The organism is Fibrobacter sp. UWB2, from assembly GCF_002210425.1.
In the GTDB taxonomy this organism is placed as follows: Bacteria; Fibrobacterota; Fibrobacteria; order Fibrobacterales; family Fibrobacteraceae; genus Fibrobacter; species Fibrobacter elongatus.
The window spans coordinates 12986-39382 of the sequence record NZ_MWQK01000002.1 but is presented as its reverse complement, the minus strand read 5'-3'; the positions used below and the strand labels follow the sequence as shown (position 1 = coordinate 39382).

Here is a 26397-nt window from a genome sequence, read left to right as displayed (position 1 = left end):
TGGAGATTCCCGCTCGGAGGCGGGAATGACATGCAAGGGTATCAAGCGAGAGGCCACTTGTGAACTCGCATTTGATACTCGCAGCGATCAAACCTCGAAGAGGAATGACAAGTTTTACTAGCCGATCAAAGCAAGAGCCGGGCGAGCGCTAATCACGAGGAGTGCGATAGCGGACACGGCAACAGCAAAGCGGAGCAAGTAAACGTATGCGTAGTTCGACTTGCAGCAGATATGGTCACCACCGCAGCACTTGTCGTCCTTTGCCGGGGCAAAGAGCACATAGGCAATGCGGAGGTAGTAAACTGCAGCCACCAAGGAGAGGCCAAAGCCGATAGCGGCAAGCCAGCCGAGGTCAGCATTGAAGGCTTCGGTGAACAGCGTGAACTTGGCGAGGAAACCAGCAACCGGCGGAAGGCCAGCAAGAGAAGCAAGGCACACGGCAACGCCAAGAGCCACAAACGGACGGCGGCGACCTGCACCCTGGAGGTCTTCGAGATTTTCCTTGCAATCATCCTTGCCCGACATGTAGGCAATACCCGTCAAGGCGCCCGCAGAGGCAATCGCATAAGTGATGAGGAAGTAGAACATCGGGCCCATCTGGATTTCGCCCTTGCCGAGGTAATTCGGGACCAAGAGACCAATCACGATAAAGCCAGCGTTCATCACAGCAGAGAATGCCAAGATGCGACGCACAGACTTTTGAGCAAGGCCACTAAATGCACCTATCACCATGGAGAGGAGAGCAACCACCAAGACCACGTAGAAGAGCGGCTTGGACGGATTTGCGACAGTCACCTTTTCGGCGAGGTTCCACACCGCTTCGGCACCGGAGCGCGTCACGAGAACGCTTACCCAGACCGTACCGAGAGCGGCAAGAGCACCGACCTTCACGACAGCGGCCATAAAGCCCGTCACGGCAACAGAGGCGCCCGTATAGACATCAGCCACCCAGAAGTGGAGCGGAGCAGCGCCAGCCTTGAAGAGGAGGCCAGCAATCACAAAGAGCATACCGACGCTGTAGATTGCCATACGGCCTTCGAGCACGTGACCGCAGAAATGCGTCGAACCCGTTGCACCGTAAATGAGCGAAACACCGTAGAGGAAGATAGCGCTGAAAACAGCACCCGAAACAAAGTACTTGAACACGCCTTCGTTTGCATTCACGTCCTTACGACGGATGCCCACGAGAGCGTAAATCGGGAAGCTCGTGAGTTCCATTGCAATGAACAAGGCAACAAAGTCGATAGCCTGAGTCATGAGCATGGCACCGCTAGTAGCAAGCATCATGAGGCCATAAGCTTCACCGCCCTTGAACTGTTCTCGGCCAAGAGTCCACTGGAGGCCCGAAATGCCGAGGAAACCGCAGAGGAGGATTGCAGCGCAAAGCACGCGGCGAACTGGGTCCATCGCGTAAAGGTTCAAGAGAGCTTCGGTCTTTGCGTAGTACAAAGCGGCAACGCCAAGAGCAATGAAGAAAGCAGCCACCCAAGGAAGAACCTTGTGCTTGTTTTCGTCGCGCAAGAACGGTTCAGCAGCGAGAGCCACCATGCCGCCCAAGACCACGAAGATTACCGGCAAGAGAAAAACAAGATTACTTAGCATCGGAAGCCTCCTTCACAGATTTTTCAGATTTTGCATCAGCGGAAGCGTCGCCCTTCATCTGAGCGATGATCGAAGCGCGTTCGTCATCCTTGAAGCCGGCTGCGGCAAGCGTCGAATCCAACTGGTGGATTTCTTCGGCAGTCATCGGAGCTTCGCCGTTATTGAGAGCAGCGCTGTTCAGCACCTGGACTGCAGCCGGATCTTCGGTCGTTTCAACTTCGTTGAGGGTATCCGTCACGTATGCCGGGTGGAAACCGAACACGAGGAGGAGCAAGAGCATCACGGCGATGCTAACGCCTTCGAGCGGCATCGTGCGACGGCCTTCTTCGTATTCACGAGCCTGCTTACCGAAGATGACCTTCTGGATGAAGCGGAGCATATATGCAGCGGAGAGAATCAAGGTGAAACCTGCCACGAGAGCCGGAAGCGGACCCATGTCCCACAAAGCGAGGAGCACGGAGAATTCACCGACAAAGCCTGCCGTACCAGGAACAGCGAGAGCCATCACGCCGGCAAAGCCAAAGAGTGTCGAGAACACCGGATTCTTGGAAGAAAGACCGCCAAGCTGATCAAGTTCGCGCGTACCCGCCATGCGTTCTGCAATACCCATGAGGTAGAACTGAGCGCCAGCCGAAATGCCGTGAGCGACGAGCAACACGAGCACAGCCGGAAGCATAGCTTCGGAGAGGCTGAACACGCCAGCCACAGCGAGACCCAAGTGGCCCATGGAGCTGAAAGCAAGGAGTTTCTTGCCATCCGTTGCGCGGAGAGCCATGAGAGCGCCGTAAACTGCCGTGAAGAGGCCAAGCCACATCATGCAGGAGACTGCGTTCATCGAAAGCGGGAAAATCGGGAGGATCCAGACGATAAAGCCAAACACGCCAGCCTTACTCATTGCACCCGTGAGGATTGCAGAGAGCGGAGCCGGAGCTTCAGCGTAAGTGATCGCCTGCCAGCCGTGGAACGGGAAAATCGGAGTTTTCACGAGGAATGCCAAGAGGAAGCACACGAGAAGCACGTTCTGGGTTCCTTCCGGGAGGCCCTGGACAGCAACGGCGAGCGAGATGAGCGTCGAGTTATCGGCGATCGTCAAGATGTACCAGAGAGCGACCATCATCGGAGCAGAACCGACCAACGTGTAAATCGCAAACGTCATCGCAGCCTTCATTCTGTCCTTGCCACCGAAACCAGCGATGAGAACCGCAGCCGGAATCACCATGGCTTCGAAGAAGAAGAAGAAGAGCACTGCATCAGCTGCAAGGAAGGTGCCGTTCATGGCGCCCATCAAGGAGAAGATGCCGATAGCGAAGTTGCGATAGCTTCTGCAAGTAATTGCACGTGCAGAAATCAAAGCCACGAGAGAAAGGCCGCTGGAGAGGAACACCATCCAGGAGGCAAGTCCGTGACTTGTGAGGTAGTAGTAGACAGGTCCCTTGCAACCAGGAATCTGGAACCATTCAATAGCTTCCGTCGAAACGCTACCGCCTGCAATCAAGGCGACAGACATGGCGGTAAAGCCGATGCCCATCAGAATGGCAAGGCGGGAAGAAGACTTGGAGTCTTCCTTGGACGTCATCACCATGAGAATGGCGGCAACGAACGGGGCGAGGACAAGGAGATGTAACAGCATTAGAGAGTACCTCCAGTCAAAATAACAATAGCCAACAACGCCACCAGCCCAAGAATGCTAAGGGCAATCTGGAGGCGAACCTTGCGCACCTGGAACGAGGCGGCGCCGTCACCGAGAATCGTTGCGATTGCACCAATCGTCCACTGGGCAGCCGCGAGAATCTTGTCGACAACGACATCGCAAATCCATGCAAGCACGTTAACCGGGATGATGCCCACGTACTTGTGGATGGAATCGAACAGGAACGTCCACGTAGCCTTGCCACCTTCAGGAGCGGAGCTACCCTTAGCAGCCGGGATACGGGCATTGGCGTAAATCTTGTAAGCGATGAACATACCGAGAAGGGCAGCCACCGTACCGAGAGCGGCAAAGACCACCGGGTTCACATGGGCTACCACAGCCGGAGTGTTGTAAGCCTGTGCGGCGCCAACGACCGGAGCGAGCGTTTCAGCAAAGAACTTGATGCCGATGGAATCAGCCCAGAGGTAACCGGCAAACACGGCACCGAAAGCGAGAATCACCATCGGGATGAGCATGACAGCCGGAGCTTCGTGGATGTGTTCTTCACTTTCCTTAGAACCGCGGTAGCTACCGAAGAACGTAAGGATAATGAGGCGACCCATGTAGACAGCGGTAATCACAGCGGTAATGAGGCCCACGACGTAAACAGCCTGGCCCATCGTGCCACTCATGAAAATCTTTTCGAGAATCAGGTCCTTGGACCAGAAACCGGAGAAGCCCGGGAAGCCGACAATCGCGAGGAATGCAAAGATCATCACGCAGGCAGTCACCGGAGTCTTCTTCAAAAGGCCACCCATCTTGCGCATGTCCTGTTCGCCCGAGAGAGCGTGAATCACGGCACCAGCGCCAAGGAAGAGCGCCGCCTTGAAGAAGGCGTGCGTAAACACGTGGAAGATAGAAGCGTCAAAGGCGCAAACACCAGAAGCCATGAACATGTAACCGAGCTGGCTAATGGTAGAGTAAGCAAGAACCTTCTTGATGTCGTTCTGGAAAAGACCTGCAACTGCAGCCCAGAAAGCAGTGAGCATACCGACCACCACGATAATGTCGAGTACGACCGGGAGGAGGGCAAACATGCTGCCAAGACGGGCGAGCAAATAGACACCAGAAGTCACCATCGTTGCGGCATGGATCAATGCAGAAACCGGAGTCGGACCCGCCATAGCATCCGGAAGCCAGGTGAGAAGCGGAATCTGAGCGGACTTACCCGTGCAACCGATGAAGAAGAGGATGCCAGCCACGGAGAGAACCGGGATGACCAATTCAACGTGGTTACCGCTGATGACCATGCTGATGAAGTTCGAAAGCACATCGTAGTTGAGGATAGCAGAGCCACCGATCGTCACGAGGCAGAGCATACCGAGCAAGAAGCCGATATCGCCCACGCGGTTCACGATGAAAGCCTTGTTTGCGGCATGGCAATTCTTGATATCCTTGTTCCAGAAACCGATAAGGAGGTAGGAGCAGAGCCCCACGCCTTCCCAACCGAGGAACGTGAGGAGCAAGTTGTCCGAGAGCACAAGCACGATCATGCTGAACAAGAAGAGGTTGATGTAGGCGAAGTAACGGGCAAAGCCGCGGTCGCCGTGCATGTAACCGATCGAGTAGAGAGCGATGAGAGAGCCGATGCCTGTCACGAACAGGAGCATGATGCGGGAAAGACCATCGAACAGGAATCCGATATCCACACGGAACATCGGGATGTCAATCCAGTTGCAGAGCGTTTCACGGATGCCGCCATCCGGCATATTGAGCGAAAGGAGAGCAACACCTGCAAAGGAAAGCGCCGGGAAGAGGACTGCGAGCGTTCCAACGAAACCTTCAGCAGGTCCCTTCTTGCTGCCCGCAGAAATAACGGCGATAGCACCGAGGATAATGCATCCCAACAACGGGAAGAGAGGTATCAAACCAAGAGAAATCATTGCTTATTACCCCTTCATGTTAGAATACGTGTCGGCGTCAACGCTTTCACGGTTGCGGAAAATGAGAATGACCATAGCAAGACCGACGCAAGCTTCAGCTGCAGCGACTGCAATGGAGAACAGCGGAACCACCTGGCCCACAATGCTTGCCTCCGCAGGGAGCGTCTTTGCAAAGCCCACGAAGGAAAGGTTCACGGCGTTCAGGGCAAGTTCAACGCCCATCAGCACAAAGAACACATTGCGGCGAGAGACCGCGACCATGAGGCCGATGGCGAAAATGACCAGGGCCAAGATCTGAACATATATAGCTTGGAGTTCCATTAGTGTTTATCCTCCGTTTTTTCGGATTCCACAGAACCAAGGCGCTTCTTGGCGAGAAGCACTGCGGCACCCATGGCAGAAAGCAGAAGCACACCGAGGACTTCGAAAAGTACGAAGTAACCTGGGCCGCTCTGAGCTACATCAAAGAGAGTCTTGGAAGTGATTGCCACAGAACCGCGAACCGTTGCAGCATCGAATGCGATCGGAGCGCGGACGAGGGCAAAGCCCACGAGACCGGCAAGCACGATGACGGCGGGAATCACAAAGAGCGAAACCTTGTCAAACATCGGCGTGTGGGAGTCACGGGCGCCATTCAAGACCATGATTACGAACGTGAGGAGCATCATGATTGCACCTGCATAGACCATAATCTGCACGACGCCGAGGAACGGGCTTCCGAGAAGGCCGTAGATACCGGCAAGGGACACCATCGAGGCGACCAGCGAGAGGGCGCCATAAAGCGGGTGTCTAGAGAGGAGCACGCAAACGGCACTGCCGACTGCGATTACTGCGAGGACAATGAAATAAATCAATGCAAGCATTATTTGACCTCCATGCCCCAGACCTTGCGGGCCTCGGCATTCTTTGTACCGCCCGGAGCCATCTGGCTCTGTTCGTCATTCGGGTAATCCTTCGGATCCCAGTTGGTGAGATCGTAAAGGTGTGCCACGAAGTCTTCGCGGGAACGGTGTTCGAAAATGATTTGCTTCGTATCCATGCGGAGGGCATCGACCGGGCAAGCTTCTGCGCAAAGACCGCAGAACACGCAAGTCAAGTGGTCGATGTCAAAGCGCATCACGCGCTTTTCGATACGCGGGTCATCGCTCTGCGTTGCTTCAATGAAGATGCAGTGGGCAGGGCAAGCCGCAGCGCACATGCCGCAGGCGACACAGCGAGGCGTACCATCCGGGCGAAGCATCAAGCGGTGCTTGGCACGGTAGGTATTGCGGATTTCGGGCTGACCTTCCGGATAAGAAATCGTCGGAAGTTCTTCATAGCGGAACAAGCCACGAGCCGCATGCTTAAGGGTTGTCCACAGACCGCGAATCGCCTCGAAAATGTAAAGGCGTTCGATGACGGTCATCGGTTTTTGCTTAATAACGCGCATTAGTTACCCCCTAAAAGTTTTGCAATGACCGCAGTCACCACGAGGTTGATGAGGGCGATATTCAAGATAATCTTCCAGCCGAGGTGCATCACGTGGTCATAGCGGAAGCGCGGGAGCGTCCAGCGGACCCAAATCCAGACCCAGCAGAAGATGAGGCTCTTTGCCACAAGAACGAGCAAGTGGATGAGTGCCGTACCGACTGCGGTTGCAAAGCTACCGACAGCGAGGCCATTCACCACGAAGTTTTCAGGATTGTAGAAGAACCAGGCGGCAACACCGAGAGCGATGAATGCTGCGGTTGCGACCCAAGCCACAATCTTGTAAAGCTTGTATTCCTTGAGTATTTCAAAGCGGTTTGTAAGATTCGTTGCCTTGAGCTTGCGGGAATAGCGGTAAATCATGTGGAGGAAAGCGAGAGCGATGAAAGCGAGCACGCCACAGAGAATGGCAAGGGAGCCACCCATGTGTTCCTGCATCGTTTCGGTCGTCACGAACGGAACTGCATAACCGCCAAGGAACAGCGTCGCAATGAGGAAGCTGTTGATGCAGATGTGCGAGTATTCGCCCATGTAGAAGAGACCGAACTGCATAGCGCCATATTCCGTATGGTAACCGGCAACGAGTTCAGGTTCACCTTCAGCGACGTCGAACGGAGCACGGCCCGTTTCAGCAATGCTAGCAATGAGGAAGCAGAAGAATGCGACCGGCTGGGCGACGATGCCCCACACGTGATTTTCCTGCCACTGCACAATGTCCGTGAGGTTGAAAGAACCGGCGAGGAGCAAAATGCCCATAAGCGAAAGTCCGAGGCAGACTTCGTAGCTGATGGTCATCGAGCTCGTACGGAGAGCGCCCAAGAAGCTGTACTTGGACTTGGAAGCCCAACCAGCGAGCATGGCACCGTAAGCCGAGATCGAGGAGAAACCGAAGAGCAAGAGCACGCCCACATCGGAATCAATGATGGAACCTGCAATGCGCACCGTTTCGCCACCCCAGTCAAAGATCATCGGTCCAAACCACGGGATCACGCACGGAGAGAGGAACACGATAGCGAACGGGATTGCCGGAGCTACATAGTAAAGGAGCTTGTTCACGCCAGCAGGTGCAAACATTTCCTTGAAGAAGAGCTTCGTACCGTCGCACATGTTCTGCACGTAACCGAGCAAACGAATCTTGCCGAAGTACGGGATCTTGATGTAGGAGCGGTTCGGGCCCTGACGGTCTTGCATGAAGCCCGCGCCACGACGTTCCATCGGGATTAAAAGGAGGATGTAAAGGACAGGTACGAAGCAGAAAGCGAACTTCGCAATCGTAATTGCCCATTCAATCCAGGTTTTGGATTCAATAATATCCATTATGCGTTACCTCCCAGGAGCTTTCCTGTGCTCTTGATGGCATCATAGGTAATGTCGGCGAAAGCCGGCACGTATTCACGAGCCTTCTTGAAAGCTTCGCAAGCCGAATTGAACTTGTTGCCAGCCAAAGCGGAAATCACTTCGTAAGCCGGGAGAAGCTTTTCGTCCGGGCAAGTCGGAGCAGCAGAGAGCTTCTGCAAGATGTTGAGGCTGTTGACCATCGTACCCTGGACTTCGCTCCAGTGGCGGATACCGAAAGCAACCTTCGCCTTCTTGGCGGTAGCGTCATCGAAAGCAGAAAGAGCGATGCGGTTCGAAATCTTATCGAGAGCCTTAGCTGCAGCAGCGTCTTCGCCGTAGAGGTCAGCGTTCACCGTGATGAGGTTGCTGAATTCGCCTGCGCGCTTGAGGAGTTCTGCAACATCTGCAAAACCCATGAGCTGCATGCCTGCGCGGTTTGCCACCGGGTCACCGCTCTTGGCGATACCGTCCGGAGCGTTAACCTTGAGGAGGGAACCACCGAAGAGTTCAGCGCGGTCACCGAGAGCTTCCTTAAGCATCTTGAGAGCAGCGAGGTCTTCGTTCGTGCAAGCGCCACCAGCAACGAGGGCGACCTTACCGCCAACCAGCTGGAGTGCAGAAGCGTCGATTGCCGGCAAGCGGTTCTTGTCGAACTGCTGGAACGCAAGACGGCTCGTATTGGAGAGCCAGCTGCGGTTCACTTCCGGGTTGCAACGCGGCATCACGCGGTAGATGCGGCCATCGGCGTAGTCAAGCCAGATGTTTGCACCGAGGGAATCGTCCATCGAAATCGTCGGCGTGTGGGCAAGGAGCCAAACGCGCTTCTGGAAGCGGAAGTACTTTGCCGTCATGGCGCCCGTCGGGCATACATCCGTAACGCAGAGGTCGTATTCATGGTCGAGCTTTTCGCCCGGGAAGGTAGTAATGTAAGTATGGTCGGCACGGCCAGCAAGCTGGAGCTGTTCGTCCTTCGCGATGCTACGCATAAAGCGTACGCAACGGTCGCACTGCACGCAACGTTCTTCGTCGAGCAAAATGCGCGGACCGATGTCCACATGCTTACCGCCACGGAGCTGTCCCTTCGCATCAATGAACTGATGTTCCGGATTGCCATGGTAATTCTTGCCGTATTCCGGACGGAGGCGGCCTTCGTTCTGGCCTGCTTCCATGTAGTTTTCCTGCAAGGTGCATTCACCGGCCTTGTCGCAAATCGGGCAATCGAGCGGGTGGTTCACCAGCATGAATTCCTGTGTGGCCTTGCGGGCGTTTTTCACGCGGGCGCTGGATGCCGGGGTATAAATCTTCATCCCCGGAGTCACAGGAGTATAGCACGAAATCACGAGCATACGACCACGCGGGCCTTCCTGCTCTACCAGGCACTGACGGCAGTTACCCGACACCGGCAAATACGGATGATAACATACGTGAGGAGTTTCAATCCCGACAGCCTTCAAAGCTTCGAGGAGGTTGGTATCGCCAGGAACCATCACGGCACGATCATCCACGAAGATTTCCACCTTCGGGCTTGCTTCGGTCGGGAGTTTCGGCATATTGTAGTAGTTACTCATATTATTACCAGAAAATTCCAGGACGACTTGTTTCTTGAATACGCGGTTTTGCGTGTTCGGGGTTCTTAGCGATATATTCGTCAAAGTCCGCACGGAACTTTGCAGTGTAGCTCGAAACCGGGCCACCCAAAGAAATGGAGAGCGGGCAAATCGTCACGCCACCAAATCCGCTAGAAAGGCTCTGCATGAGTTCCACATCGCCATCGTGACCGTTGCCGGCCACCATCTGGTTCAAGATGCGGTGCAAGAGGCCTGTACCTTCACGGCACGGCGTGCACTGGCCGCAAGATTCATGGCTGTAGAAGTTGCCGAGGCAATTCAAGAGGTCTGCCATGTTGTGCGTATCGTTAATCACGATCATAGCGCCAGAACCGAACATCGTCTTCATCGAGGCAAGGCATTCGTAGTCCATCGTGGCGACAGCAGCTTCTTCTGCCGTAAGCGGAGCGCAAGAGGAACCGCCCGGGAGCACAGCCTTGAGCTTGCCACCCACAACGCCACCGGCGTAATCGTTAATCATAGTCATCATCGGAGTGCCAAGAGGAGCTTCGTACACGCCCGGATTTTTGACGTCACCGGAAATGCAGAACACCTTCGTACCACCGGCGCGCGGCGTACCCATCTTGGCGTAGTCGCTCGGGTCGTGGCTCAAAATCCACGGGAGGGACATGATGGTTTCGACGTTGTTCACGCAGGTCGGGGACTTCCAGGCACCGCAAACTGCCGGGAACGGCGGCTTCAAGCGCGGCTGGCCCTTCTGGCCTTCAAGAGAGTTAATAAGAGCAGTTTCTTCACCGCAAATGTAGGCGCCAGCACCGCGATGCACAAAGATATCAAAGCTGAACTTCGTGCCGCAAATGTTTTCGCCGAGGTAGCCAGCAGCGTAAGCCTGGTTCAAAGCCTTGTTCAAGGCTTCGATGCACGGGAGGAATTCGCCACGGCAGTAGATGTAGGCTGCGCGAGAGCCAAGAGCCCAAGCTGCAATGATAAGGCCTTCGATCAAGCGGTGCGGATCTTCGAGCATGAGGAAGTGGTCCTTAAAGGTACCGCCTTCGCCTTCATCAGCGTTTACGACAATGTAAACCGGCTTGCCCGTACCACGCGGCACAAAGCTCCACTTCATGCCAGTCGGGAAGCCTGCACCACCGCGTCCGCGGAGGTTAGAACGTTGCACGTAATCGATGAGCTCAAACTGGCTCATGTTGAACAAGCGTTCAGAAATGTTGGAGTAGCCACCCAGCTTCTTATAGACTTCGATGTCCTGGGCGCCCTTGCCAAAGTTCTGCGTACAAACTTTTACACATTCAGCCATAATTAAACCGCCTTTTGTTCCGGTGCGGGCTTCTGCTTAGTCACAGCAACAGCCGAGGGTTTAGCAACACGTTCACCGGAGGTCGCAATCATACGGTATTCGTCGCCGACCTTTCCGTTCGGGTCCACAAAAGCCTTGTCCTTCACACCCGGCTCGCCCACGGCAACCCAGTCATTGCCGTTCTTCTTTTCGACGACAATCTTCGTGAATTCCGGAGCGCCCTTCCAAGTGAGGGTAGCGCCCGTTTCGTCAGCTTCAGACTTGACATTCAAAACCGGAGAAGGCGGAGCATAGTCAGCTACCTGCGGCTTTGCAATAGCACCCGGAGCGCCCGGATGACCGCAATGGCCCTTCACCGTACCGCCGAGCACATCGTGCTTCGGGATGTTGTCTTCATGAGCATAGCACCACTTGAGGATGCGGTCGATGCTGTCGGTCGTAAGCTTTGTACCCGGCTTCATCGTGAGCACGTCGCCATCAGCGTCTGTAGCGAAGTCGTCGTTCACGAGCATCATCGGGCCGTTGCCGCAAGAACCGAGGCATTCCACCTGGAGGATCGTAAAGAGACCATCCGGAGTCGTTTCGCCCGTCTTGATGTTCAAAGCATGTTCCACATAAGCGATTAAACTCGGAGCGCCCTTGATGGTGCAGCTGATGTTACGGCAGAACTGCAAGAGGAACTTGCCCTTCGGAGCGTGGTTGTACATTGTGTAGAACGTAGCAACGCCAAGAGCATGAGCCGGAGCGCAACCGCAAACGTTAGCAGCCCAGCGGATTCCTTCGCGCGGAACCCAGCCAAACACGCCCTGCACAAGCCAGAGCACTTCGAGAAGTGCTGCCTGACCGACCGGATAGCGGCTGAGCAAATCAGCGCAGCGTTCCTTGATTTCAGGCGTATTGAGCTTGGCGAGCACTTCAGCCGTAGGCGGCTGCGGCACAGGCTTGTTCACATAGCCAAACTTCTGGCCCGGATCCGGCAAAGCATCAATCGGCTGCGCCGGACGGTCGAACTTCAAATGATTGTTCGAGACAAATTGGACAGCGCCAGTAATATGTTCTCTCATCGGTCAAGTTCTCCAGCAATAATGTTGAGACCCGAAAGCACGGCCATGGAGTCAGCCAAGAGACCGCCTTCGACGAGTTCATGGAATGCAGCAAACTGCGTAAGGCAAGGCGGACGCACCTTGATGCGGTACGGATGGCCAGAGCCGTCAGAAATAATCGTGAAGCCAAGTTCACCGTTAGCGCATTCGGAACCGCAGTAGTATTCGCCTTCCGGAACGCGGATGCCTTCGTAAACGCTCTTGAAGCGACCGATAAGGCCTTCCATGTCCTGATAAGCGAGCTTGTGAGCCGGCACGCGGATACGCGGATCGACGATATCGACCGGGCCCGGAGCGAGGCGCTTCAAAGCCTGGCGCACAATCTTCACGGATTCTTCAATTTCAGCCAAACGAACCTGCAGACGGTCGTTGCAGTCGCCCTGAGTGCCGACCACGACTTCCCAGTCATAGGTTTCGTAATCGTAATACGGTTCATCCTTGCGGAGGTCAGAGGCAACACCGGAAGCGCGGAGGCACGGACCGGTCCAGCCGTAGCTGATAGCCTTTTCGGCAGAGATCTTGCCGATGCCCACCGTACGGTCGAGGAAGATGCGGTTTCTGTCCAAGCAGGCGTGCAAGTCCTTCAAAGCCTTTTCAGTAGAATTGAGGGCTGCGAGAACGTCCTGTTCAAAACCTTCGTAGCTATCGCGGTAGAGACCGCCAATGCGAGCAAAGCTGTTCGTAAGACGTGCACCCGTGAGCTTTTCCCAGATGCACATGATTTCTTCACGCGGGTTGAAGGCGTACATGAACGGAGTCGTACCGCCCAAGTCCTGGAACGCAGCAGCAACGCACACAAAGTGGTCGTTGATACGGGAAAGTTCGTTCACAATCACGCGGAGCACCTTGCAGCGTTCCGGGATTTCGACCTGGAACATGTTTTCGACTGCACGGCAGAACGCAATGTTGTTCATGATAGCAGAGCAGTAGTTCAAGCGGTCCGTGTACGGGACGACTTGCTGCCAAGTGCCGCGTTCGACCATCTTTTCGAACCCGCGGTGCAGGTAGCCGATTTCTTCGACAGATGCCACGATGGTTTCACCATCCATAGCGGTCAAGAAGCGCAAGCAACCGTGAGTTGCCGGGTGGCTAGGCCCAACGTTCAAGGGCATCAAATTCAGCTTTTCGCCATTCGGATCTAATACGATCATGCCTTGATACTCCCTTCCAAAAATTCATTGTCGTTCGTTTCCACTTCCTTAGAGCGCTGGATGACCTTGTAGCCAAGTTCTTCGAGACGCTTTTCGAGTTCCGGAAGCAGGTAGTCGTTTGTCGAAAGCCACTGGCGCTTCTGGGCAGGGTAATCCTTGCGGAGCGGATGGCCAACAAATTCAACGTGGTTCAACAAGCGGCGGAGGTCCGGATGACCTTCAAAAATCACACCGAACTGGTCATAGACTTCGCGTTCGTACCAGTTGGCATTGGCATAGAGGTCGCTAATCGTCGGGACCTTGAGGTTTTCTTCGGACACCAGCACCTTAAGACGGATGCGAGCACCCGGATTCTTCATGCTCTTGAAAGCATAAGAGACCGCAAAGCGAGGGCCTTCGTGATTCGGGTAAGTCAAGTAGTCGATACCGGCAATGTCCACGAGCATATCGAACTTGATGCCGGATTCTTCCTTGAGGAACTGGACAGCGTTATGCAGATAGGGAGCAGCAACGACAGCCGTGATGCCCCACTTGTCGAGCGGTTCGCGCTTGACGTCAAACTTTCCTTCAAGGGCGGCGAAGATTTCTTCAACAGTCATTCTTCTACTCCTTCCAGAACTGGGCTTTCTTTACAAGATTTTCTTGTTTTTCTTTCATGAAGTCCTTGATGTCCACGACCTTTTCGTGAATAGCAGTCTTGGCTTCGCACTTCGCTTCGGCAGTCTTCACCTTGATCATTTCAAGCTGTTCCTTGACGCTTTCGGCGCGCTGCTTCATGAAGGATTCGTCTTTGACCTTCTTCTGCAAGTCAAACATGGCATCGAAGAAGGCTTCCGGACGCGGAGGGCAACCACCGATATACACATCCACCGGGATAATGTGGTCGATACCGGGCACCGTGCAGTAGCAGTCATAGAAACCGCCAGAGCTTGCGCATGCACCCATGGCAATGACCCAACGAGGTTCAGCCATCTGTTCGTAGATGCGCTTTAAGATCGGAGCCTGCTTATAAGTAATCGTACCTGCAACAAGCAGCACATCGGACTGACGCGGCGTAAAACGCACGTATTCAGAACCGATACGTGAAAGGTCGTAACGACCCACTTCCGTACTCATGAATTCAATTGCACAACAAGCCGTACCGTAAGGGAACGGCCACAAGGAATTGGAGCGCCCCCAGTTGACCAAAAAGTCAAGCGAGGACGTAATGATATTCGGCTTTTCTGCCTCATTACCCATAGGAGTTACCTCATAAAATTCGCGCCTAAAGATAGAAACTTTCGTGACCGAACGCACAAAAAACGTAAAGCCAACACGCGGGAAAATCGCCAATCCACGCCCATTTTTCAAATGCAATAAAAAAGTAAGAAGCAGGCGGTCTTAAGCGAGAAGGAGGAAAATCACATTTTAATGTTATTTCTCAAAAAATGTTCTCACCTTAGTTCTCATAAATATTATATTATCCTCGTGGAAAATTATATCGACATTTACCAGTTTACGCACTTCCGCAAGTACTTGGAAGAATACCAGGCGGCCAGAGTCCAGTCCGACCCGGAATTCACCCGTACCGGAATCTGCAATATGCTCGGACTCCCCAAGACACGTAGCTACTTTGCCGATGTTCTCAGAGGGAAAAAGGTCAGCCCCCGCATGACAGCCAAGTTTATCGAAGTCCTCGGCCTCAACAAGAAGGCCGCGAAGTACTTCGAGACCATGGTGAAGCTCGACCAGGCAAAAACCGAGACGGCCCGTAGCGCCGCCATGGAAGAGCTCCTGCACCTGCACCCGAATCCGCAGCATATCCTCGATTCGAACACCTACGAATACTATAACCATTGGTACCATAGCGCAATGTTTGCTATTCTTGATGCTATGGACGTTACAGATGACTTGACACCGGTGCAAAAGAGAATCTTCCCGAAAATTCCACTCGGAAAGATTAAGGACTCGTTATCCCTTTTGGAAAAGCTGGGCCTCGCCCGCAAGAACGAAGCCGGTTTCTGGAAGCCGACCAAGGAATCCATCTCCAGCGGTCCGTACAACAACGCAGAACTCATCAAGCAGTACCAGCTGCAATGTTTTGAACTTTCGAAGCAGGCGCTCATCACGCGCCCCAAGATGCCGACCGTCATGAGCACGCTCACCTTCAGCATCTCGAACAACGCCTACAAGAAACTTGAATCCGAACTCCAGGAATTCAAGGCTAAGGCAAGACGCATCATCAGCGAGGACAACGAAAAGGCAAACGGTGTTTACCAGATGAACTTGCACTTGTTCTCTAACCTCGATCCGGAGGTTAAGGCATGATGAATTTTAAGATTTTAAATACAGCAGGGATTTTTGCCCTCGCATCGATTTTCTCCGCCTGCACCGACGAGAACCACGCCGGCGTGCTCACGGAAACTGAATCCGGCACGACCATCGCAAGCATCGAAGGTACCGTCAAGAACGAAAGCGGATACCCGGTCGCAAGCGCCAAGGTGAACCTCATCTCGGCAACGCACATTGCAGCCCGCATGGCCCCCATCAAGACCGCCACGACAGACGACGACGGCAAGTACACGATGGATAGCGTCACCGCAGGCGACTATGCCTTGCAGATTAGCAACACGGACCACACGCAGTCCGGCTACCAGACCATTACCGTCGAAGAAGGCACCACCGACTTGCAGACGCAATCCGTCCCCGAAGTAAAGCTCGAAGAAAACGCAAGCCTCGAACTCAAGCTCAGCGCCTACGAGCTCGACTTGGGCGACACGCTCTGCATCACGGGCACGCTCAACTGCATCGCCGTACAGAACAAGGATATCGAAGCCGGAACCGTCATCCTCGACGAAATTCCGCCCATGGAATTCACGAAGATTACGCTCATCAAGACTTCGGACGAAGACACGGACTCCATCACGCAAGACGTCCTGTGGGATTTCGCTCCGGGCAAAAAGCTCGAAGTTTCGGAAATTCGCATTCCGGTCATCGTCTCGCAAGACGCCTTGAGCACCGCAAAATACTGGATCGACAAGACAGAACTCGATTCCATGATTGTCCCCGTCACTTTCAAGACGAGCATCACGAATCCCGTCCTTCTTAGCGACGACGGCGACACGCTTGCACTCTACAAGTTCGAAAACGACCCGAGCAACTCGAAGTACCTGACCGTCATCCCAAGCATCGATGTCGGAACATACACGTTCTCGGTGGTCCCAAGCGAAACGGCCATCCAGCCGGTGCAAATCTACAAGGCTTTCAGCGAAACGACTCCCGGCATGAACATCATCCAAAACGAAAGCTGGAAGGCGTTCGGCAGCATTCTTGGAATCAGTTTCTGGATAACGAAGGACAGCTTGTCTAGCGCAGCCGATTCCATCTACGTGGATACCCGTCAAGAAGAAAGCGATGTTGCCTTCAGCATAAAAGTCGGACGTGAACCGAACCAGCTCTGCGCCGAAATTTATAAAAGAACGTCTGAAGGCGAAGACGATACCGAAAACCATTACACCTTGAAGGATTCGTCTTGTCAAGAAGTTCTGGACGGAGAACGTCACCACTATTCGATATTCATCCAGTCTCATCATATCGTTATCGCCATAGATGGCAGGGTCACCGACACAAAGGACTTCAGCGATCAGTTCCAGTCCATTCCTCCAATTACATTGGGGAATCATAAGCTCGAAGACTTCGTCATCTATTCGCTCGGAGAAGACGTCACGCAAAGCAGCGACAGCTGGAACAAACTGCACGCCTGGCTCTCCGCCTACTACGCACTGCAGAAGTAATCATCGTCATCCTGAGCGTAGCGGAAGGACCCAGTAACTTTTTCATTGCGTCATCCCGGCCCTTGTGCCGGGATCACCTTTTTTCTGCGCAGCCCACTGTCGACTAATAACTATTTTTATATATTCCCTCCTATGAAAGTTCTCGTTCACAACAGAGGTGTTTGCCTGGAATGCGCCGGCTGCGTCGGCGTGTGCCCCAAGATGGCGCTAGACATGTATGGTCTAGATTTGCAAATCGATCAGGAAAAATGTATCAAATGCGGTCTCTGCACAAGAGCATGCCCCGCAGGCGCCCTCAAAATCCAGGAGTTGAACGATGTTCTGTAATAACGAATATGATGTCGTCGTCATTGGCGCAGGCCCCGGCGGAAGCGTTGCCGCGAGGAATCTTTCCCGTGCAGGCCACAAGGTTCTCCTTCTCGAAAAGCGCGAGAAGATCGGCTACCCTGTACGCTGCGGCGAAGCGAGCACCAAGCTTTCGGACTTACAGACTTACGGTCCGATTGACGAAGACTGCATCGAAACGATAATCAACGGACTTTATATTTACGGTCCGAACGGCGTAAACATCGACCTCGCGCAAAAAGGCACGGGCATCATGCTCAACCGCGAAAAATTCGACCCGTGGCTCGCCCACCTCGCCGCAAATGACGGTGTAGAAGTCGTCACCCGCGCCCGTGCAGAATTTGTCGGAGATGTTGAAAGCGGGACACGCCTCGTGCGCGTGAAACTCGGCGAAAGCGCCGGAGAAACGACCGAAGAAGTCCGCGCCAAAATGGTCATTGCCGCAGACGGCGTGGAAAGCCGCATCGGACGCCAAGTCGGTCTCGACTGCCTTCAGAAACCAGCATTTACCTGCACCGGCGTCGATATACAAGTGCAAGGCATCCTCACCAAGCCGGACTACCTCACGTTCTGGCAAGGTCATGACTTTATCAACGACGGCTACATCTGGAGTTTCCCGAAAGTCAAATCCAACGTCACAAACTTCGGCGCAGGATTCCTGATTTCGAACAATCACGGTTCAAACGTCTTGGACATCACGATGGAATGGCTGTACAAGCTCTTCCCGGGAGCGCAAATCAATCACGTTGTCGGAGGCGTCATTCCCGTCTCGAGCGTTCTGAAAGATTACACGCTGGACCGCTTTGCCCTCGTTGGCGACGCCGCCCATCACACGAACCCGCTTACAGGTGGCGGCATCGCGGCCGCCATGCGCGCCGGACGGTTCTGTGCCCAGACCGTCCACGAGGGCTTCGAATGCGGTAACTTGAGCAAGGAATTCCTCAAGACATACGAAAAGCGCTGCTACGATTACTTTGGTCGCATGCACGACTTTGAATACAAGTTCCGCCGTTTCCTCTTGAACGTCAACAAGGACGAACAAACAGAACTCTACAAGGTTCTCCAGAACTTCGCAAAGCACGGCTGCAAAAAGCGCGCCTTCTTGCAAACGCCTGTTTCCTCTGCGAAAATGCTTTACAAGTTCCTCACGTTCAAGTAGCCCGCGCACTTTCCTCGCGCTCGCACACATTTCGCGCAATTCGCGCACTTGCCACGCGCTTGTCATGCCCCGCACCGATGTCTTTGACTACTTGCAGCTATGCTGCTTAGTAGTCATGATCCGCGTATGGGGAGGGCATCTCCTTTTTTTAAACAAAAAAATCCCGCAGCACTCGCCACGGGATTCTCGAAATTTAACTCGATGAAGTTCGTCTAATTACAGATCGACAACTTCAGTCCATCCGAACGGGTCATCAATTTCACCGAACTGGATAGCCGTGTAAGTTTCGAACAACTTTCTGCAAACCGGACCCGGATTCACGCCGTCACCGTAAGTGAATGCCTTGCCTGCAACCGGATCCACAATCTTCTTGATCGGGGTGATCACGGCAGCCGTACCGCATTCAGCCGTTTCGCTGAATTCAGCAAGTTCTTCGAACGGAACCTGGCGACGTTCCACCTTGTAGCCAAGGTGTTCAGCCAACTGCTGCAAGCTCTTGTTCGTAATAGACGGCAAGATGGATTCAGACTTCGGGGTCACGTAAGTGTTGCCCTTGATGCCGAAGAAGTTTGCCGGACCGCATTCGTCGATATACTTCTTTTCCTTAGCATCGAGATAAATCGTGCTGGAGTAACCGAGCTTCTTGGCTTCAGCGAGGGACTGGAGGCTAGCAGCGTAGTTACCGCCGACCTTCACCGTACCCGTACCCTGCGGAGCAGCGCGGTCGTAGTTGCGGCTGATCATCATGTCCACCGGCTTGAACCCATCCTTGAAGTACGGACCCACCGGAGTCACAAACATCATGAGCAAATATTCATCAGCCGGCTTCACACCCACTTCCGGGCTCATACCAATCAGGAGCGGACGGATGTAGAGCGTTGCGCCATAACCATAAGGCGGAACAAAGCGCTTGTTCAATTTCACCACAGTGTGGACCATTTCGCGGAAAAGTTCAACCGGCGGAACAGCCATCAAAATACGGTTGGCCGTATTCTGCATACGCTTAGCATTTTCTTCGACGCGGAAAATACGGACCTTGCCATCCTTGCCCGTGTAAGCCTTGAGGCCTTCAAAACCTTCCTGGCCGTAATGCAAGCAAGTAGCGGCCATATGGATGCTGATGTCCTTGGAAGAAGATACTTCAATCTTGCCCCATTCACCATTGCGGTAGTAGCAGCGGACATTGTAATCGGTATCGTAATAACCGAAGGGGAGCGTCTTCCAATCGACAGTATTCAAATCAACTTGCATAGTATTAACCTTTTTTGCAAATGTGCATATTTAAAGGTATCATTCGGTACCGCTTGAAAAATACAATTATAAACGCCCTTTTGGCATCCCTTGTTCAAAAATTTTGCAAAAAAATGCCCCCTATAATAAAGGGGGAAGCCTCCCCCTGATTGCAGCCCCGGCCCCGCCGGGTCTTCCATCACCCCTTCGAGCGGGCTTCAGGCGCCAGCCCGCAACGCCCGGCTTCAAGCTCCCGCTCCAAAGCATCAAACAAATCTTGCTGACGAATCACTTTTCCCTTTGCAATATCCGCTTCACTCTGAGCCAAAAGCGTTAAAAGCAATAAAGCATTTTGCATACAACCTCATCAAACAATATCAATTACAAAAATAGTCTCCTGCAAAATCAAAAACAAGAGACCATATATTGCATAACCATAACTTGCAAAATCGCCATTTTTGCAACCATTCCCCTCCGCAGGCGCTCGCCTTACAAGTCATTCCGGGTTTACCCCGGAAACCCCACTTCATACTAAAGACTACTCGTCTTTTACGCAACGAATAGAGAGTCCATAGACCTTGTAATCATAATACAGAGACACAGCGTCGTCGTAGTCGGCCATGCTCAAGAGGTACGCGTTGTAAATATTGGCCTCAGAAGAACTCCAGAAATGCGTGTATTCGCCCTCGTTGCAGTAATTTCCACCGGAGAACCTGTCGCCAGCAGACAACGCAGCAAAGGAATAGGAGTCCGAACCATTCCCGCCAAAGACGCGAAGCCAGTATTTCCAACCGCTATTGGACTTGAGCTTTTTGGCCGCTGCTGATTTTCCACCAACTGCGGTAACTAACGCATTCCATTCCGTTGTATCGGGCAGGTGCCAGCCTTTAGGGCAAACACCACGCACCGGATAAGTCGGCGAACACAAAGGACCATAGCCACACCCTTTGCCATTCATGGAGAATTTTCCTAAGCTATCCATCGCTGCACTCCACAAGTAAAGGCGCCCATATTTCTCACAATAACTCACACTATCTTTATAACAGAAACTACTAGAATCTAATTCAGAAGTAGGATGTAAATAGGCGTAGTTCAGGTTCTCTGCCATCCAAGTCTGAGTGCCTATTTTTACCGTTTTGTAGGTTTGGCCGTCACGTTCATCGGTCATAGTCCCCTTAACTACAGTTGAGGGGTCAACATACTCCACAAGAATACTGCTACTCGATGACGATTTCGCCTTCGAACTGCTCGAACCATCGCAGTCCTCGCAAACAGACGAAGAAGAATCCTCATCGGAATCAGTCGCAGAACTACCGTTGTCGCCGCAAGCAAACAACACCGCCGCCACAAAACCAATCGTCAAAATTTTTTTCAAAAACATTAAAATCACTCCTACTAAACGTGACAAATATACACAAATTAAACTTTTCGGCCCTCTTTTTTGCCATTTTGAGCCCCAAATTTCAACATTTCCTTAGCCACATCCGGGCTAGAAATGATATATTATCTAAGTCGAATTACGCTTTGGCGTAACAGGAAGGGGAACCCGAAATGAAAAACAGGATTTTTGCATTTAACGATGCAGCTACGTTTGAAAAAGAACTGGCCCAGTTTAGCGACTGGTGCAAAGAAAACGGTTCGCCAACGGTATGCTTCCAGATTCATTCCGAAGAACTGGATCCAGAAAAGCTAAAACCCGTTTGGGCAACCCTGGAGCACGTCTTCCCCAACACGCCGTGGTTCGGAAACTCCACTAGCGGAAACATCGTAGACTGCGAAAAAGCAAGCGAAATTTCCGTTTCCGCCATCATTTTCGAAAAGCCGACGACAAAGATCCAGATTTTGCAGTACGACTTTTCCAACAAATCCATCAGCGACATCGCCCACGAAATCGTGGAAGAAGCCAAGCAGAACCCCTGGGTAAAAGCGGTTGAAATCTACCACTGCATTTCGCCGTTTTCGACAACGAATCTTTGCGAAGGGCTCGACGCCTTGGCCCCGAACATCCAGATTTTTGGCGGCATCGTCTGCTCCCCCGACATCACGAGCCCGAATTCCTGCGTATTTTCATCCGTGGGCGGTCACACCACATCAGGCCTTTTAGTGGTGTTCTACGGCGGTCCGGAATTTTATGTAGAATCCCGCAAAATCAGCGGATGGAAGCCCATCGGCCGCAACTTCCACGTCACCCGCTCCAAAGGCAACGTCCTTTACGAATTGAGCAGCCTCCCCGCCTACGAAGTTTACAACAAGTACCTGAACATCAAAAACGACAACAACTTTTTCTACAACGCGCTCGAATTCCCGATGCTCTACGAGCACAACGGAATTTCCATCGTGCGTGCAGCAGGAGCAAGCAACCCCGACGGCTCTCTCACCATGTCTTCGGATATCGACGAAGGCTCAATGGTCCGCCTCTCGTATGGTGAGCCGCAACTGATTCTCGAAAAAATCAAAACCGAAAGCGAAAACGCCGAACTGTTCGCCCCCGAAGTCATGCACATATTCTCCTGTGCGGCTCGAAAGGCATTTTGGTCCAAGCACAAACCGACATACGAAATTACAGCGTTCAAGGGGCTCGCCTCCAGCACGGGATTTTTCTCGCACGGTGAATTCTTGCGCGAAAAGGGATTTTTAAACCAACATAACATCACGCTCGTCATTGCATCAATGCGCGAAGGCGCCATTACAAAACGGGGACACGCCAAAGGCGTCATAATTCCGGATGAAAAATCCACCCGTTTGCCACTCGCCGCCCGCATGGCCACATTCATTCGCGAAACGTCGTTTGAACTGGAACAGATCAACAGCAGGTTACGTGTCATGAACGAGCACCTGCAAGATGTCGCCACGACGGACAGCCTGACAGGACTCGAAAACAGGCTCGCATTCGATGCACTTCTAGAAACAATCAACCAGGAAGACTCCCAAGAAAATTCTTGGACCATGTTCTTGATGGACGTGAACGGCCTCAAATACGCAAACGACACCTTCGGCCACCAGGCCGGTGACGAATTGATCAAGGCCGCCGCCCAAGCCATCAAAAACACCTACGGCACCAACGGCAACTGCTTTAGAATCGGTGGCGACGAATTTGCCGTCATCACACGAGCGCCACTAGATTCGCACTATCCGATGTATTCCATACTGCAAAAGAACATCAACGAATACAATAAAAAGGCACTTTACCATCTATCGATAGCTGTAGGCGCAAGCCGCCTGCGCAGCGATTCCGGAATTCGCAAGTCCATCAGCGACTGGAAAATGGAAGCCGACTTGAACATGTATCGCGACAAGGTGCGTTACCACAAGCCGGTCGAAAACGACGAAAACCAGAACCTCAAGGACTTGATTTCCTGCCTGATTTCAGTCGAAGAAGCTAAAGATTCCTATACGGCTCACCATTCTGAACGCGTAAAAGCCTACTCTGAATTGATAGCACGCTCTCTAGGCCTTTCAGAAAGTTCAATATCGCTGATTACTCACGCGGCACACCTGCATGATATCGGCAAAATCGGCATTCGAGACAACGTTCTTACAAAACCGGGAAAACTTACCGACGAAGAATTCGAAATCATCAAGCAGCACCCGGTCATTGGCGCAAAGATTCTAATGCAGTCGAACTACACGCACGAAATGGTGCAAATAGTGTTGCACCACCATGAACGCTACGACGGCCGTGGCTACCCCGAAGGCCTCAAAGGCGAAGACATCCCCATAGGCGCTCGCGTGATTGCCATCGCAGACTCCATTGACGCCATGACGAGCAAACGAGTTTACCGCGACGCCATGTCTTTGGACTACTGCCGTGAAGAAATCGAAAAAAATCTAGGCAAGATGTACGACCCTGCCATCGGCAAAGTCGTATTGGAACACTGGAACGAAATGGTCGATTCCCTGTTGTCCATGCGGAGCGGCCGTCCGAAAGTGATTTAAATAGCAAAAGGCTCTCGGTCAATCCCGAGAGCCTTTTTTCAAATTATCGCTTATCGTTTGTCGCGATCAATCCAAGCGCGTTCCGTCTTGCCAGTGTAAATCTGACGCGGACGGTTAATCTTGCTCTGCGGATCGTCGTGCATTTCCTTCCAGTGGGCAATCCAGCCCGGCAAGCGGCCAATCGCGAACATCACCGTAAGCATGTTCGTCGGAATGCCCATAGCGCGGTAGAGAATGCCAGAGTAGAAGTCCACATTCGGGTACAGCTTACGTTCGACAAAGTAATCGTCCTTGAGGGCGGCTTCTTCGAGCTTGATAGCCACATCCAAAAGCGGATCGTGCACATGTTCGCGTTCGAACACCTGGTACATGAGCTTCTTCAAGACTTTTGCGCGCGGGTCATAGCTCTTATAGACGCGGTGACCAAAGCCAGAAAGACGGAACGGATCGTTCTTGTCCTTGGCCTTCGCCATCACCTGTTCAATCGTCATGCCGCTCTGCTGAATGCGGAGGAGCGTTTCGAGCACGGCCTGGTTCGCACCACCATGGAGCGGACCCCACAAGGCGCAAATGCCGGCGCAGATACTTGCGTAAAGGTTAGCCTGAGAGCTGCCCACCATGCGAACGGTAGAAGTGGAGCAATTCTGTTCGTGGTCCGCATGGACAATGAGGAGCGTGTTGAGCGCCTTTTCCATGATCGGATCCGGGTGGTACGGGCGAGCCTTACTGCTGAACATCATGTTGAGGAAGTTACTGCAGTAGCTGCGTTCCGCTTCCGGGTACACGAACGGTTCACCGATACTTGCCTTGTAGGCAAACGCGGCAATCGTGCGAATCTTGGAAATGAGACCAGCGGTCGTGAGTTCAAATGCACTTGCGATGTTTTCGTCGTCGTAAAAGCGCGGCGTGAAAAGGCCAACAGCGTTCACCACGGACGAGAGAATACCCATCGGGTGGGCTCCCGGCGGCATTTCGCGGAAGAAGTGCAGCAAGTTCTCGTGCAACAAGGCATTTTCGGTCAAGAGCGTGCGGAAATGGCTCAACTGTTCCTGATTCGGGAGTTCACCGTAAATCAAGAGCCATGCGGTTTCCGGGAATGTTGCCTTTTCAGCGAGATCCTCGATGGAATAACCGCGATAGCGCAAAATTCCCTTTTCGCCATTGACGTATGTGATGGCACTCTTGGTACTACCGGTATTGAGGTAACCATAGTCCAGCGTGACCAATCCAGTATCCTTGCGGAGTTTGCTTACATCAAGACCATGTTCGTTTTCAGTACCAGTTACAACGGGAAGTTCGTACTTCTTTCCGTCGTAATTCAGTATTGCTGTATCGGACATAAATCCTCCGTTTTGCGCGGCATCGCCGCAGTTAGGCTTTCATCGCTACAACGCAATTATAGATATTTTCGAAGAGCTTGCCGAGCTTATCGGTCGGAACTGCGCTGAATGCAACGCGGATAAGGCCCGAGAGCATAATCGTACCCGTGCTGTAATCCTTGATGAGCTTCTGGCGGAGTTCTTCGGCGTCAACGCCCTTCGGCTTGATGCACATAAAGTAACCGCTGTTGCACGGCATCGGTTCAAAGGCGTCCTTGTATTCCGGATGAGAAGCGAGAACTTCCTTGATGATGTCGTAACGCTTCTTGAGCGTTGCATACTTTTCAGCCTTCTGCTGAGCGTATTCGGCGCTCTGGTAAGCAGCGAGCAAAATCTTCTGGCTGATGGACGGAGCATTAGAGATGTTTCCACGGACCGTACCGGCAGCCTTGTCTTCGAGAGCCTTGAGCTGAGCTTCGGTAGCACCCTTGAAACCGAAGGACATAAAGCCAACGCGGAAGCCCCAAACGTAGTCTTCCTTGGTCGGGCCGTCGAGCTTCACAGCGAGGAGGTTTTCGTGAGCGTCCACGAGCTTCACGAAGAGGGATTCCTTTGTCACGCCTTCTTCGTAGACGAGACCAAAGTAAGCGTCGTCGAGGAGTGCGACAACCTTGTTACCGGCAGCAGCGCATTCCGTGAGGATCTTTGCGATTTCGACAGCTTCCTTTTCGGTTGCGGTGTAACCCGTCGGGTTGTTCGGGAAGTTGAGGAGAACGACCTTCTTGTCGGACTTGCTTGCAGCAAGGGCAGCCTTCAAAGCTTCCGTGTCAAAGCCACCGTTCTTGAAGGTGTTAAAAGTCTTGATCTTTGCGCCACGGGCGTTTTCGAACACGAGTTCGTAGTTGTCCCAGTAGAGGTCCGGGATGATGACTTCGTCGTCCTTGTCGAGGAACATGTAACCGGCGCAGCTGATGGCATGCGTCAAAGCAGCCGTCACGACCGGGTTGCTGAAGTTCTTGGATGCAAGCGTCGGGTTCTTCTTCACAACCTGGGCCTTCCATTCCTTGCGGAGGTCCGGATTACCGAAGCTCGGAGCATAGAGGAAGGACTGTTTCGGGAGGTTCAGAGACTTGAGAACGCAATCCAAAACGAGCGGAGAGCCGTCATCTTCGAGAGCTGTACCGATTGTCGCATTGATGTCGGAGCCCTTGGCTTCGGCACCCTGGCCAAGAATACCCTTGCGCGGGAAGAAAATGGCCTTGCCCTGTTCAGAGAGCATGTCAAGAATGCAGCAACCGTTAGCGGAGAGTTCTGCATTCAAAGCTTGAGCGAGAGGATTGTAGTTCATTCTCAATGTCCTGTTTTGAAATTTCCGCGGGGCAATTTAGAAAAATTGCAAGCCCCCCGCAAGATTAAAAGGACATCAAAAAAGCGATTTGTAACCAATCGCTTTTACAAGGTTTTACAGGGATTGTAACAAATACTAAAATACGTCATCCCGAGCGAAGTCGAGGGATCCAA

At 52.9% G+C, this 26397-nt stretch carries 22 protein-coding genes and 1 pseudogene; 5 read left to right on the top strand and 18 right to left on the bottom strand.

Translation table 11 applies throughout. The annotated features are described in order from the left end of the window. Positions 1–117: 117 nt before the first annotated feature. The 13 genes and pseudogenes from B7982_RS03535 to B7982_RS03475 all read right to left on the bottom strand — a co-directional run. Positions 118–1602, bottom strand: a complete 1485-nt coding sequence (locus tag B7982_RS03535) for an NADH-quinone oxidoreductase subunit N (protein WP_088659578.1) — start codon at positions 1600–1602, stop codon at positions 118–120. Then, positions 1592–3232: a NuoM family protein gene (locus tag B7982_RS03530; protein WP_088659577.1), complete on the bottom strand. Its 1641-nt coding sequence runs from the start codon at positions 3230–3232 to the stop codon at positions 1592–1594. Before B7982_RS03530 ends, B7982_RS03535 begins: the two co-directional genes overlap by 11 nt. Further along, entirely contained in the window at positions 3232–5175 is a 1944-nt protein-coding gene (nuoL, locus tag B7982_RS03525) for an NADH-quinone oxidoreductase subunit L (protein ID WP_088659576.1), read from the bottom strand. The genes B7982_RS03530 and nuoL overlap by 1 nt, the downstream gene beginning before the upstream one ends. A gap of 6 nt (positions 5176–5181) precedes the next feature. Continuing rightward, complete coding sequence (nuoK, locus tag B7982_RS03520; RefSeq protein ID WP_085490964.1) at positions 5182–5496, bottom strand: NADH-quinone oxidoreductase subunit NuoK; 315 nt, start codon at positions 5494–5496, stop codon at positions 5182–5184. Beyond that, positions 5496–6038 carry an NADH-quinone oxidoreductase subunit J gene (locus tag B7982_RS03515; RefSeq protein ID WP_014546782.1) on the bottom strand — a complete coding sequence of 181 codons (543 nt, stop codon included), beginning with the start codon at positions 6036–6038 and terminating at the stop codon, positions 5496–5498. Before B7982_RS03515 ends, nuoK begins: the two co-directional genes overlap by 1 nt. Beyond that, positions 6038–6604, bottom strand: coding sequence for an NADH-quinone oxidoreductase subunit I (locus B7982_RS03510; protein WP_015732213.1), 567 nt, complete (start codon positions 6602–6604; stop codon positions 6038–6040). The genes B7982_RS03515 and B7982_RS03510 overlap by 1 nt, the downstream gene beginning before the upstream one ends. Further along, positions 6604–7959, bottom strand: a complete 1356-nt coding sequence (locus B7982_RS03505; RefSeq protein ID WP_073423384.1) for a complex I subunit 1 family protein — start codon at positions 7957–7959, stop codon at positions 6604–6606. The genes B7982_RS03510 and B7982_RS03505 overlap by 1 nt, the downstream gene beginning before the upstream one ends. Then, complete coding sequence (locus B7982_RS03500; protein WP_088659575.1) at positions 7959–9548, bottom strand: 2Fe-2S iron-sulfur cluster-binding protein; 1590 nt, start codon at positions 9546–9548, stop codon at positions 7959–7961. The genes B7982_RS03505 and B7982_RS03500 overlap by 1 nt, the downstream gene beginning before the upstream one ends. Before the next feature lie 4 nt (positions 9549–9552). Beyond that, positions 9553–10860: an NADH-quinone oxidoreductase subunit NuoF gene (gene nuoF / locus B7982_RS03495; RefSeq protein ID WP_073423386.1), complete on the bottom strand. Its 1308-nt coding sequence runs from the start codon at positions 10858–10860 to the stop codon at positions 9553–9555. A gap of 2 nt (positions 10861–10862) precedes the next feature. Further along, positions 10863–11924: an NAD(P)H-dependent oxidoreductase subunit E gene (locus B7982_RS03490; protein ID WP_014546777.1), complete on the bottom strand. Its 1062-nt coding sequence runs from the start codon at positions 11922–11924 to the stop codon at positions 10863–10865. Further along, positions 11921–13114 (bottom strand): NADH-quinone oxidoreductase subunit D, encoded by a 1194-nt coding sequence (locus tag B7982_RS03485; RefSeq protein WP_085490968.1) that lies wholly within the window; start codon positions 13112–13114, stop codon positions 11921–11923. Before B7982_RS03485 ends, B7982_RS03490 begins: the two co-directional genes overlap by 4 nt. Beyond that, a complete protein-coding gene (locus B7982_RS03480; RefSeq protein WP_088659574.1) occupies positions 13111–13713 on the bottom strand; it encodes an NADH-quinone oxidoreductase subunit C in 603 nt (200 codons plus the stop codon). Before B7982_RS03480 ends, B7982_RS03485 begins: the two co-directional genes overlap by 4 nt. Positions 13714–13852: 139 nt before the next feature. Beyond that, positions 13853–14353: pseudogene (locus tag B7982_RS03475) on the bottom strand (NADH-quinone oxidoreductase subunit B); the annotation flags it as partial. Positions 14354–14581: 228 nt separating this feature from the next. Here B7982_RS03475 and B7982_RS03470 point away from each other — a divergent pair. From B7982_RS03470 to B7982_RS03455, 4 genes are all read left to right on the top strand, one after another. Continuing rightward, the gene (locus B7982_RS03470) at positions 14582–15421 is read left to right on the top strand and encodes a TIGR02147 family protein (RefSeq protein ID WP_088660001.1); all 840 of its coding nucleotides are present in this window, start codon (positions 14582–14584) and stop codon (positions 15419–15421) included. Further along, positions 15418–16887 carry a carboxypeptidase-like regulatory domain-containing protein gene (locus tag B7982_RS03465; RefSeq protein ID WP_088659572.1) on the top strand — a complete coding sequence of 490 codons (1470 nt, stop codon included), beginning with the start codon at positions 15418–15420 and terminating at the stop codon, positions 16885–16887. The genes B7982_RS03470 and B7982_RS03465 overlap by 4 nt, the downstream gene beginning before the upstream one ends. Before the next feature lie 132 nt (positions 16888–17019). Next, on the top strand, positions 17020–17214 hold the full coding sequence (locus B7982_RS03460; protein WP_014546771.1) for a 4Fe-4S binding protein: 195 nt from the start codon (positions 17020–17022) through the stop codon (positions 17212–17214). Further along, entirely contained in the window at positions 17204–18391 is a 1188-nt protein-coding gene (locus tag B7982_RS03455; protein WP_088659571.1) for an NAD(P)/FAD-dependent oxidoreductase, read from the top strand. Before B7982_RS03460 ends, B7982_RS03455 begins: the two co-directional genes overlap by 11 nt. 216 nt (positions 18392–18607) lie before the next feature. On the opposite strand, the gene B7982_RS03450 is transcribed toward B7982_RS03455, so the two are convergent. The 3 genes from B7982_RS03450 to B7982_RS03440 all read right to left on the bottom strand — a co-directional run bounded on the left by B7982_RS03450 (position 18608) and on the right by B7982_RS03440 (position 21002). After that, positions 18608–19672, bottom strand: a complete 1065-nt coding sequence (locus B7982_RS03450) for a branched-chain amino acid aminotransferase (RefSeq protein ID WP_255396744.1) — start codon at positions 19670–19672, stop codon at positions 18608–18610. A 148-nt stretch (positions 19673–19820) separates the two neighbouring features. After that, complete coding sequence (locus tag B7982_RS15005; protein WP_173848030.1) at positions 19821–19979, bottom strand: hypothetical protein; 159 nt, start codon at positions 19977–19979, stop codon at positions 19821–19823. Positions 19980–20159: 180 nt separating this feature from the next. Then, on the bottom strand, positions 20160–21002 hold the full coding sequence (locus tag B7982_RS03440) for a fibrobacter succinogenes major paralogous domain-containing protein (RefSeq protein WP_088659568.1): 843 nt from the start codon (positions 21000–21002) through the stop codon (positions 20160–20162). 170 nt (positions 21003–21172) lie between these two features. Here B7982_RS03440 and B7982_RS03435 point away from each other — a divergent pair, with 170 nt between their 5' ends. Continuing rightward, positions 21173–23557: an HD domain-containing phosphohydrolase gene (locus B7982_RS03435; protein ID WP_088659567.1), complete on the top strand. Its 2385-nt coding sequence runs from the start codon at positions 21173–21175 to the stop codon at positions 23555–23557. Between the two features lie 50 nt (positions 23558–23607). On the opposite strand, the gene B7982_RS03430 is transcribed toward B7982_RS03435, so the two are convergent. Both B7982_RS03430 and B7982_RS03425 read right to left on the bottom strand, forming a co-directional pair. Then, positions 23608–24897: a citrate synthase gene (locus tag B7982_RS03430; RefSeq protein ID WP_085492011.1), complete on the bottom strand. Its 1290-nt coding sequence runs from the start codon at positions 24895–24897 to the stop codon at positions 23608–23610. A 31-nt stretch (positions 24898–24928) separates the two neighbouring features. Continuing rightward, positions 24929–26224, bottom strand: coding sequence for an aminotransferase class I/II-fold pyridoxal phosphate-dependent enzyme (locus B7982_RS03425; RefSeq protein ID WP_088659566.1), 1296 nt, complete (start codon positions 26222–26224; stop codon positions 24929–24931). Positions 26225–26397: the final 173 nt, after the last annotated feature.

Excerpts from the sequence above, each read along its gene's own strand:
- B7982_RS03535 (WP_088659578.1), bottom strand. The coding sequence starts at position 1,602 with ATGCTAAGTAATCTTGTTTTTCTCTTGCCGGTAATCTTCGTGGTCTTG.
- B7982_RS03530 (WP_088659577.1), bottom strand. The coding sequence starts at position 3,232 with ATGCTGTTACATCTCCTTGTCCTCGCCCCGTTCGTTGCCGCCATTCTC.
- nuoL (WP_088659576.1), bottom strand. The coding sequence starts at position 5,175 with ATGATTTCTCTTGGTTTGATACCTCTCTTCCCGTTGTTGGGATGCATT.
- nuoK (WP_085490964.1), bottom strand. The coding sequence starts at position 5,496 with ATGGAACTCCAAGCTATATATGTTCAGATCTTGGCCCTGGTCATTTTC.
- B7982_RS03515 (WP_014546782.1), bottom strand. The coding sequence starts at position 6,038 with ATGCTTGCATTGATTTATTTCATTGTCCTCGCAGTAATCGCAGTCGGC.
- B7982_RS03510 (WP_015732213.1), bottom strand. The coding sequence starts at position 6,604 with ATGCGCGTTATTAAGCAAAAACCGATGACCGTCATCGAACGCCTTTAC.
- B7982_RS03505 (WP_073423384.1), bottom strand. The coding sequence starts at position 7,959 with ATGGATATTATTGAATCCAAAACCTGGATTGAATGGGCAATTACGATT.
- B7982_RS03500 (WP_088659575.1), bottom strand. The coding sequence starts at position 9,548 with ATGAGTAACTACTACAATATGCCGAAACTCCCGACCGAAGCAAGCCCG.
- nuoF (WP_073423386.1), bottom strand. The coding sequence starts at position 10,860 with ATGGCTGAATGTGTAAAAGTTTGTACGCAGAACTTTGGCAAGGGCGCC.
- B7982_RS03490 (WP_014546777.1), bottom strand. The coding sequence starts at position 11,924 with ATGAGAGAACATATTACTGGCGCTGTCCAATTTGTCTCGAACAATCAT.
- B7982_RS03485 (WP_085490968.1), bottom strand. The coding sequence starts at position 13,114 with ATGATCGTATTAGATCCGAATGGCGAAAAGCTGAATTTGATGCCCTTG.
- B7982_RS03480 (WP_088659574.1), bottom strand. The coding sequence starts at position 13,713 with ATGACTGTTGAAGAAATCTTCGCCGCCCTTGAAGGAAAGTTTGACGTC.
- B7982_RS03465 (WP_088659572.1), top strand. The coding sequence starts at position 15,418 with ATGATGAATTTTAAGATTTTAAATACAGCAGGGATTTTTGCCCTCGCA.
- B7982_RS03460 (WP_014546771.1), top strand. The coding sequence starts at position 17,020 with ATGAAAGTTCTCGTTCACAACAGAGGTGTTTGCCTGGAATGCGCCGGC.
- B7982_RS03455 (WP_088659571.1), top strand. The coding sequence starts at position 17,204 with ATGTTCTGTAATAACGAATATGATGTCGTCGTCATTGGCGCAGGCCCC.
- B7982_RS15005 (WP_173848030.1), bottom strand. The coding sequence starts at position 19,979 with ATGCAAAATGCTTTATTGCTTTTAACGCTTTTGGCTCAGAGTGAAGCG.
- B7982_RS03440 (WP_088659568.1), bottom strand. The coding sequence starts at position 21,002 with ATGTTTTTGAAAAAAATTTTGACGATTGGTTTTGTGGCGGCGGTGTTG.
- B7982_RS03435 (WP_088659567.1), top strand. The coding sequence starts at position 21,173 with ATGAAAAACAGGATTTTTGCATTTAACGATGCAGCTACGTTTGAAAAA.
- B7982_RS03430 (WP_085492011.1), bottom strand. The coding sequence starts at position 24,897 with ATGTCCGATACAGCAATACTGAATTACGACGGAAAGAAGTACGAACTT.
- B7982_RS03425 (WP_088659566.1), bottom strand. The coding sequence starts at position 26,224 with ATGAACTACAATCCTCTCGCTCAAGCTTTGAATGCAGAACTCTCCGCT.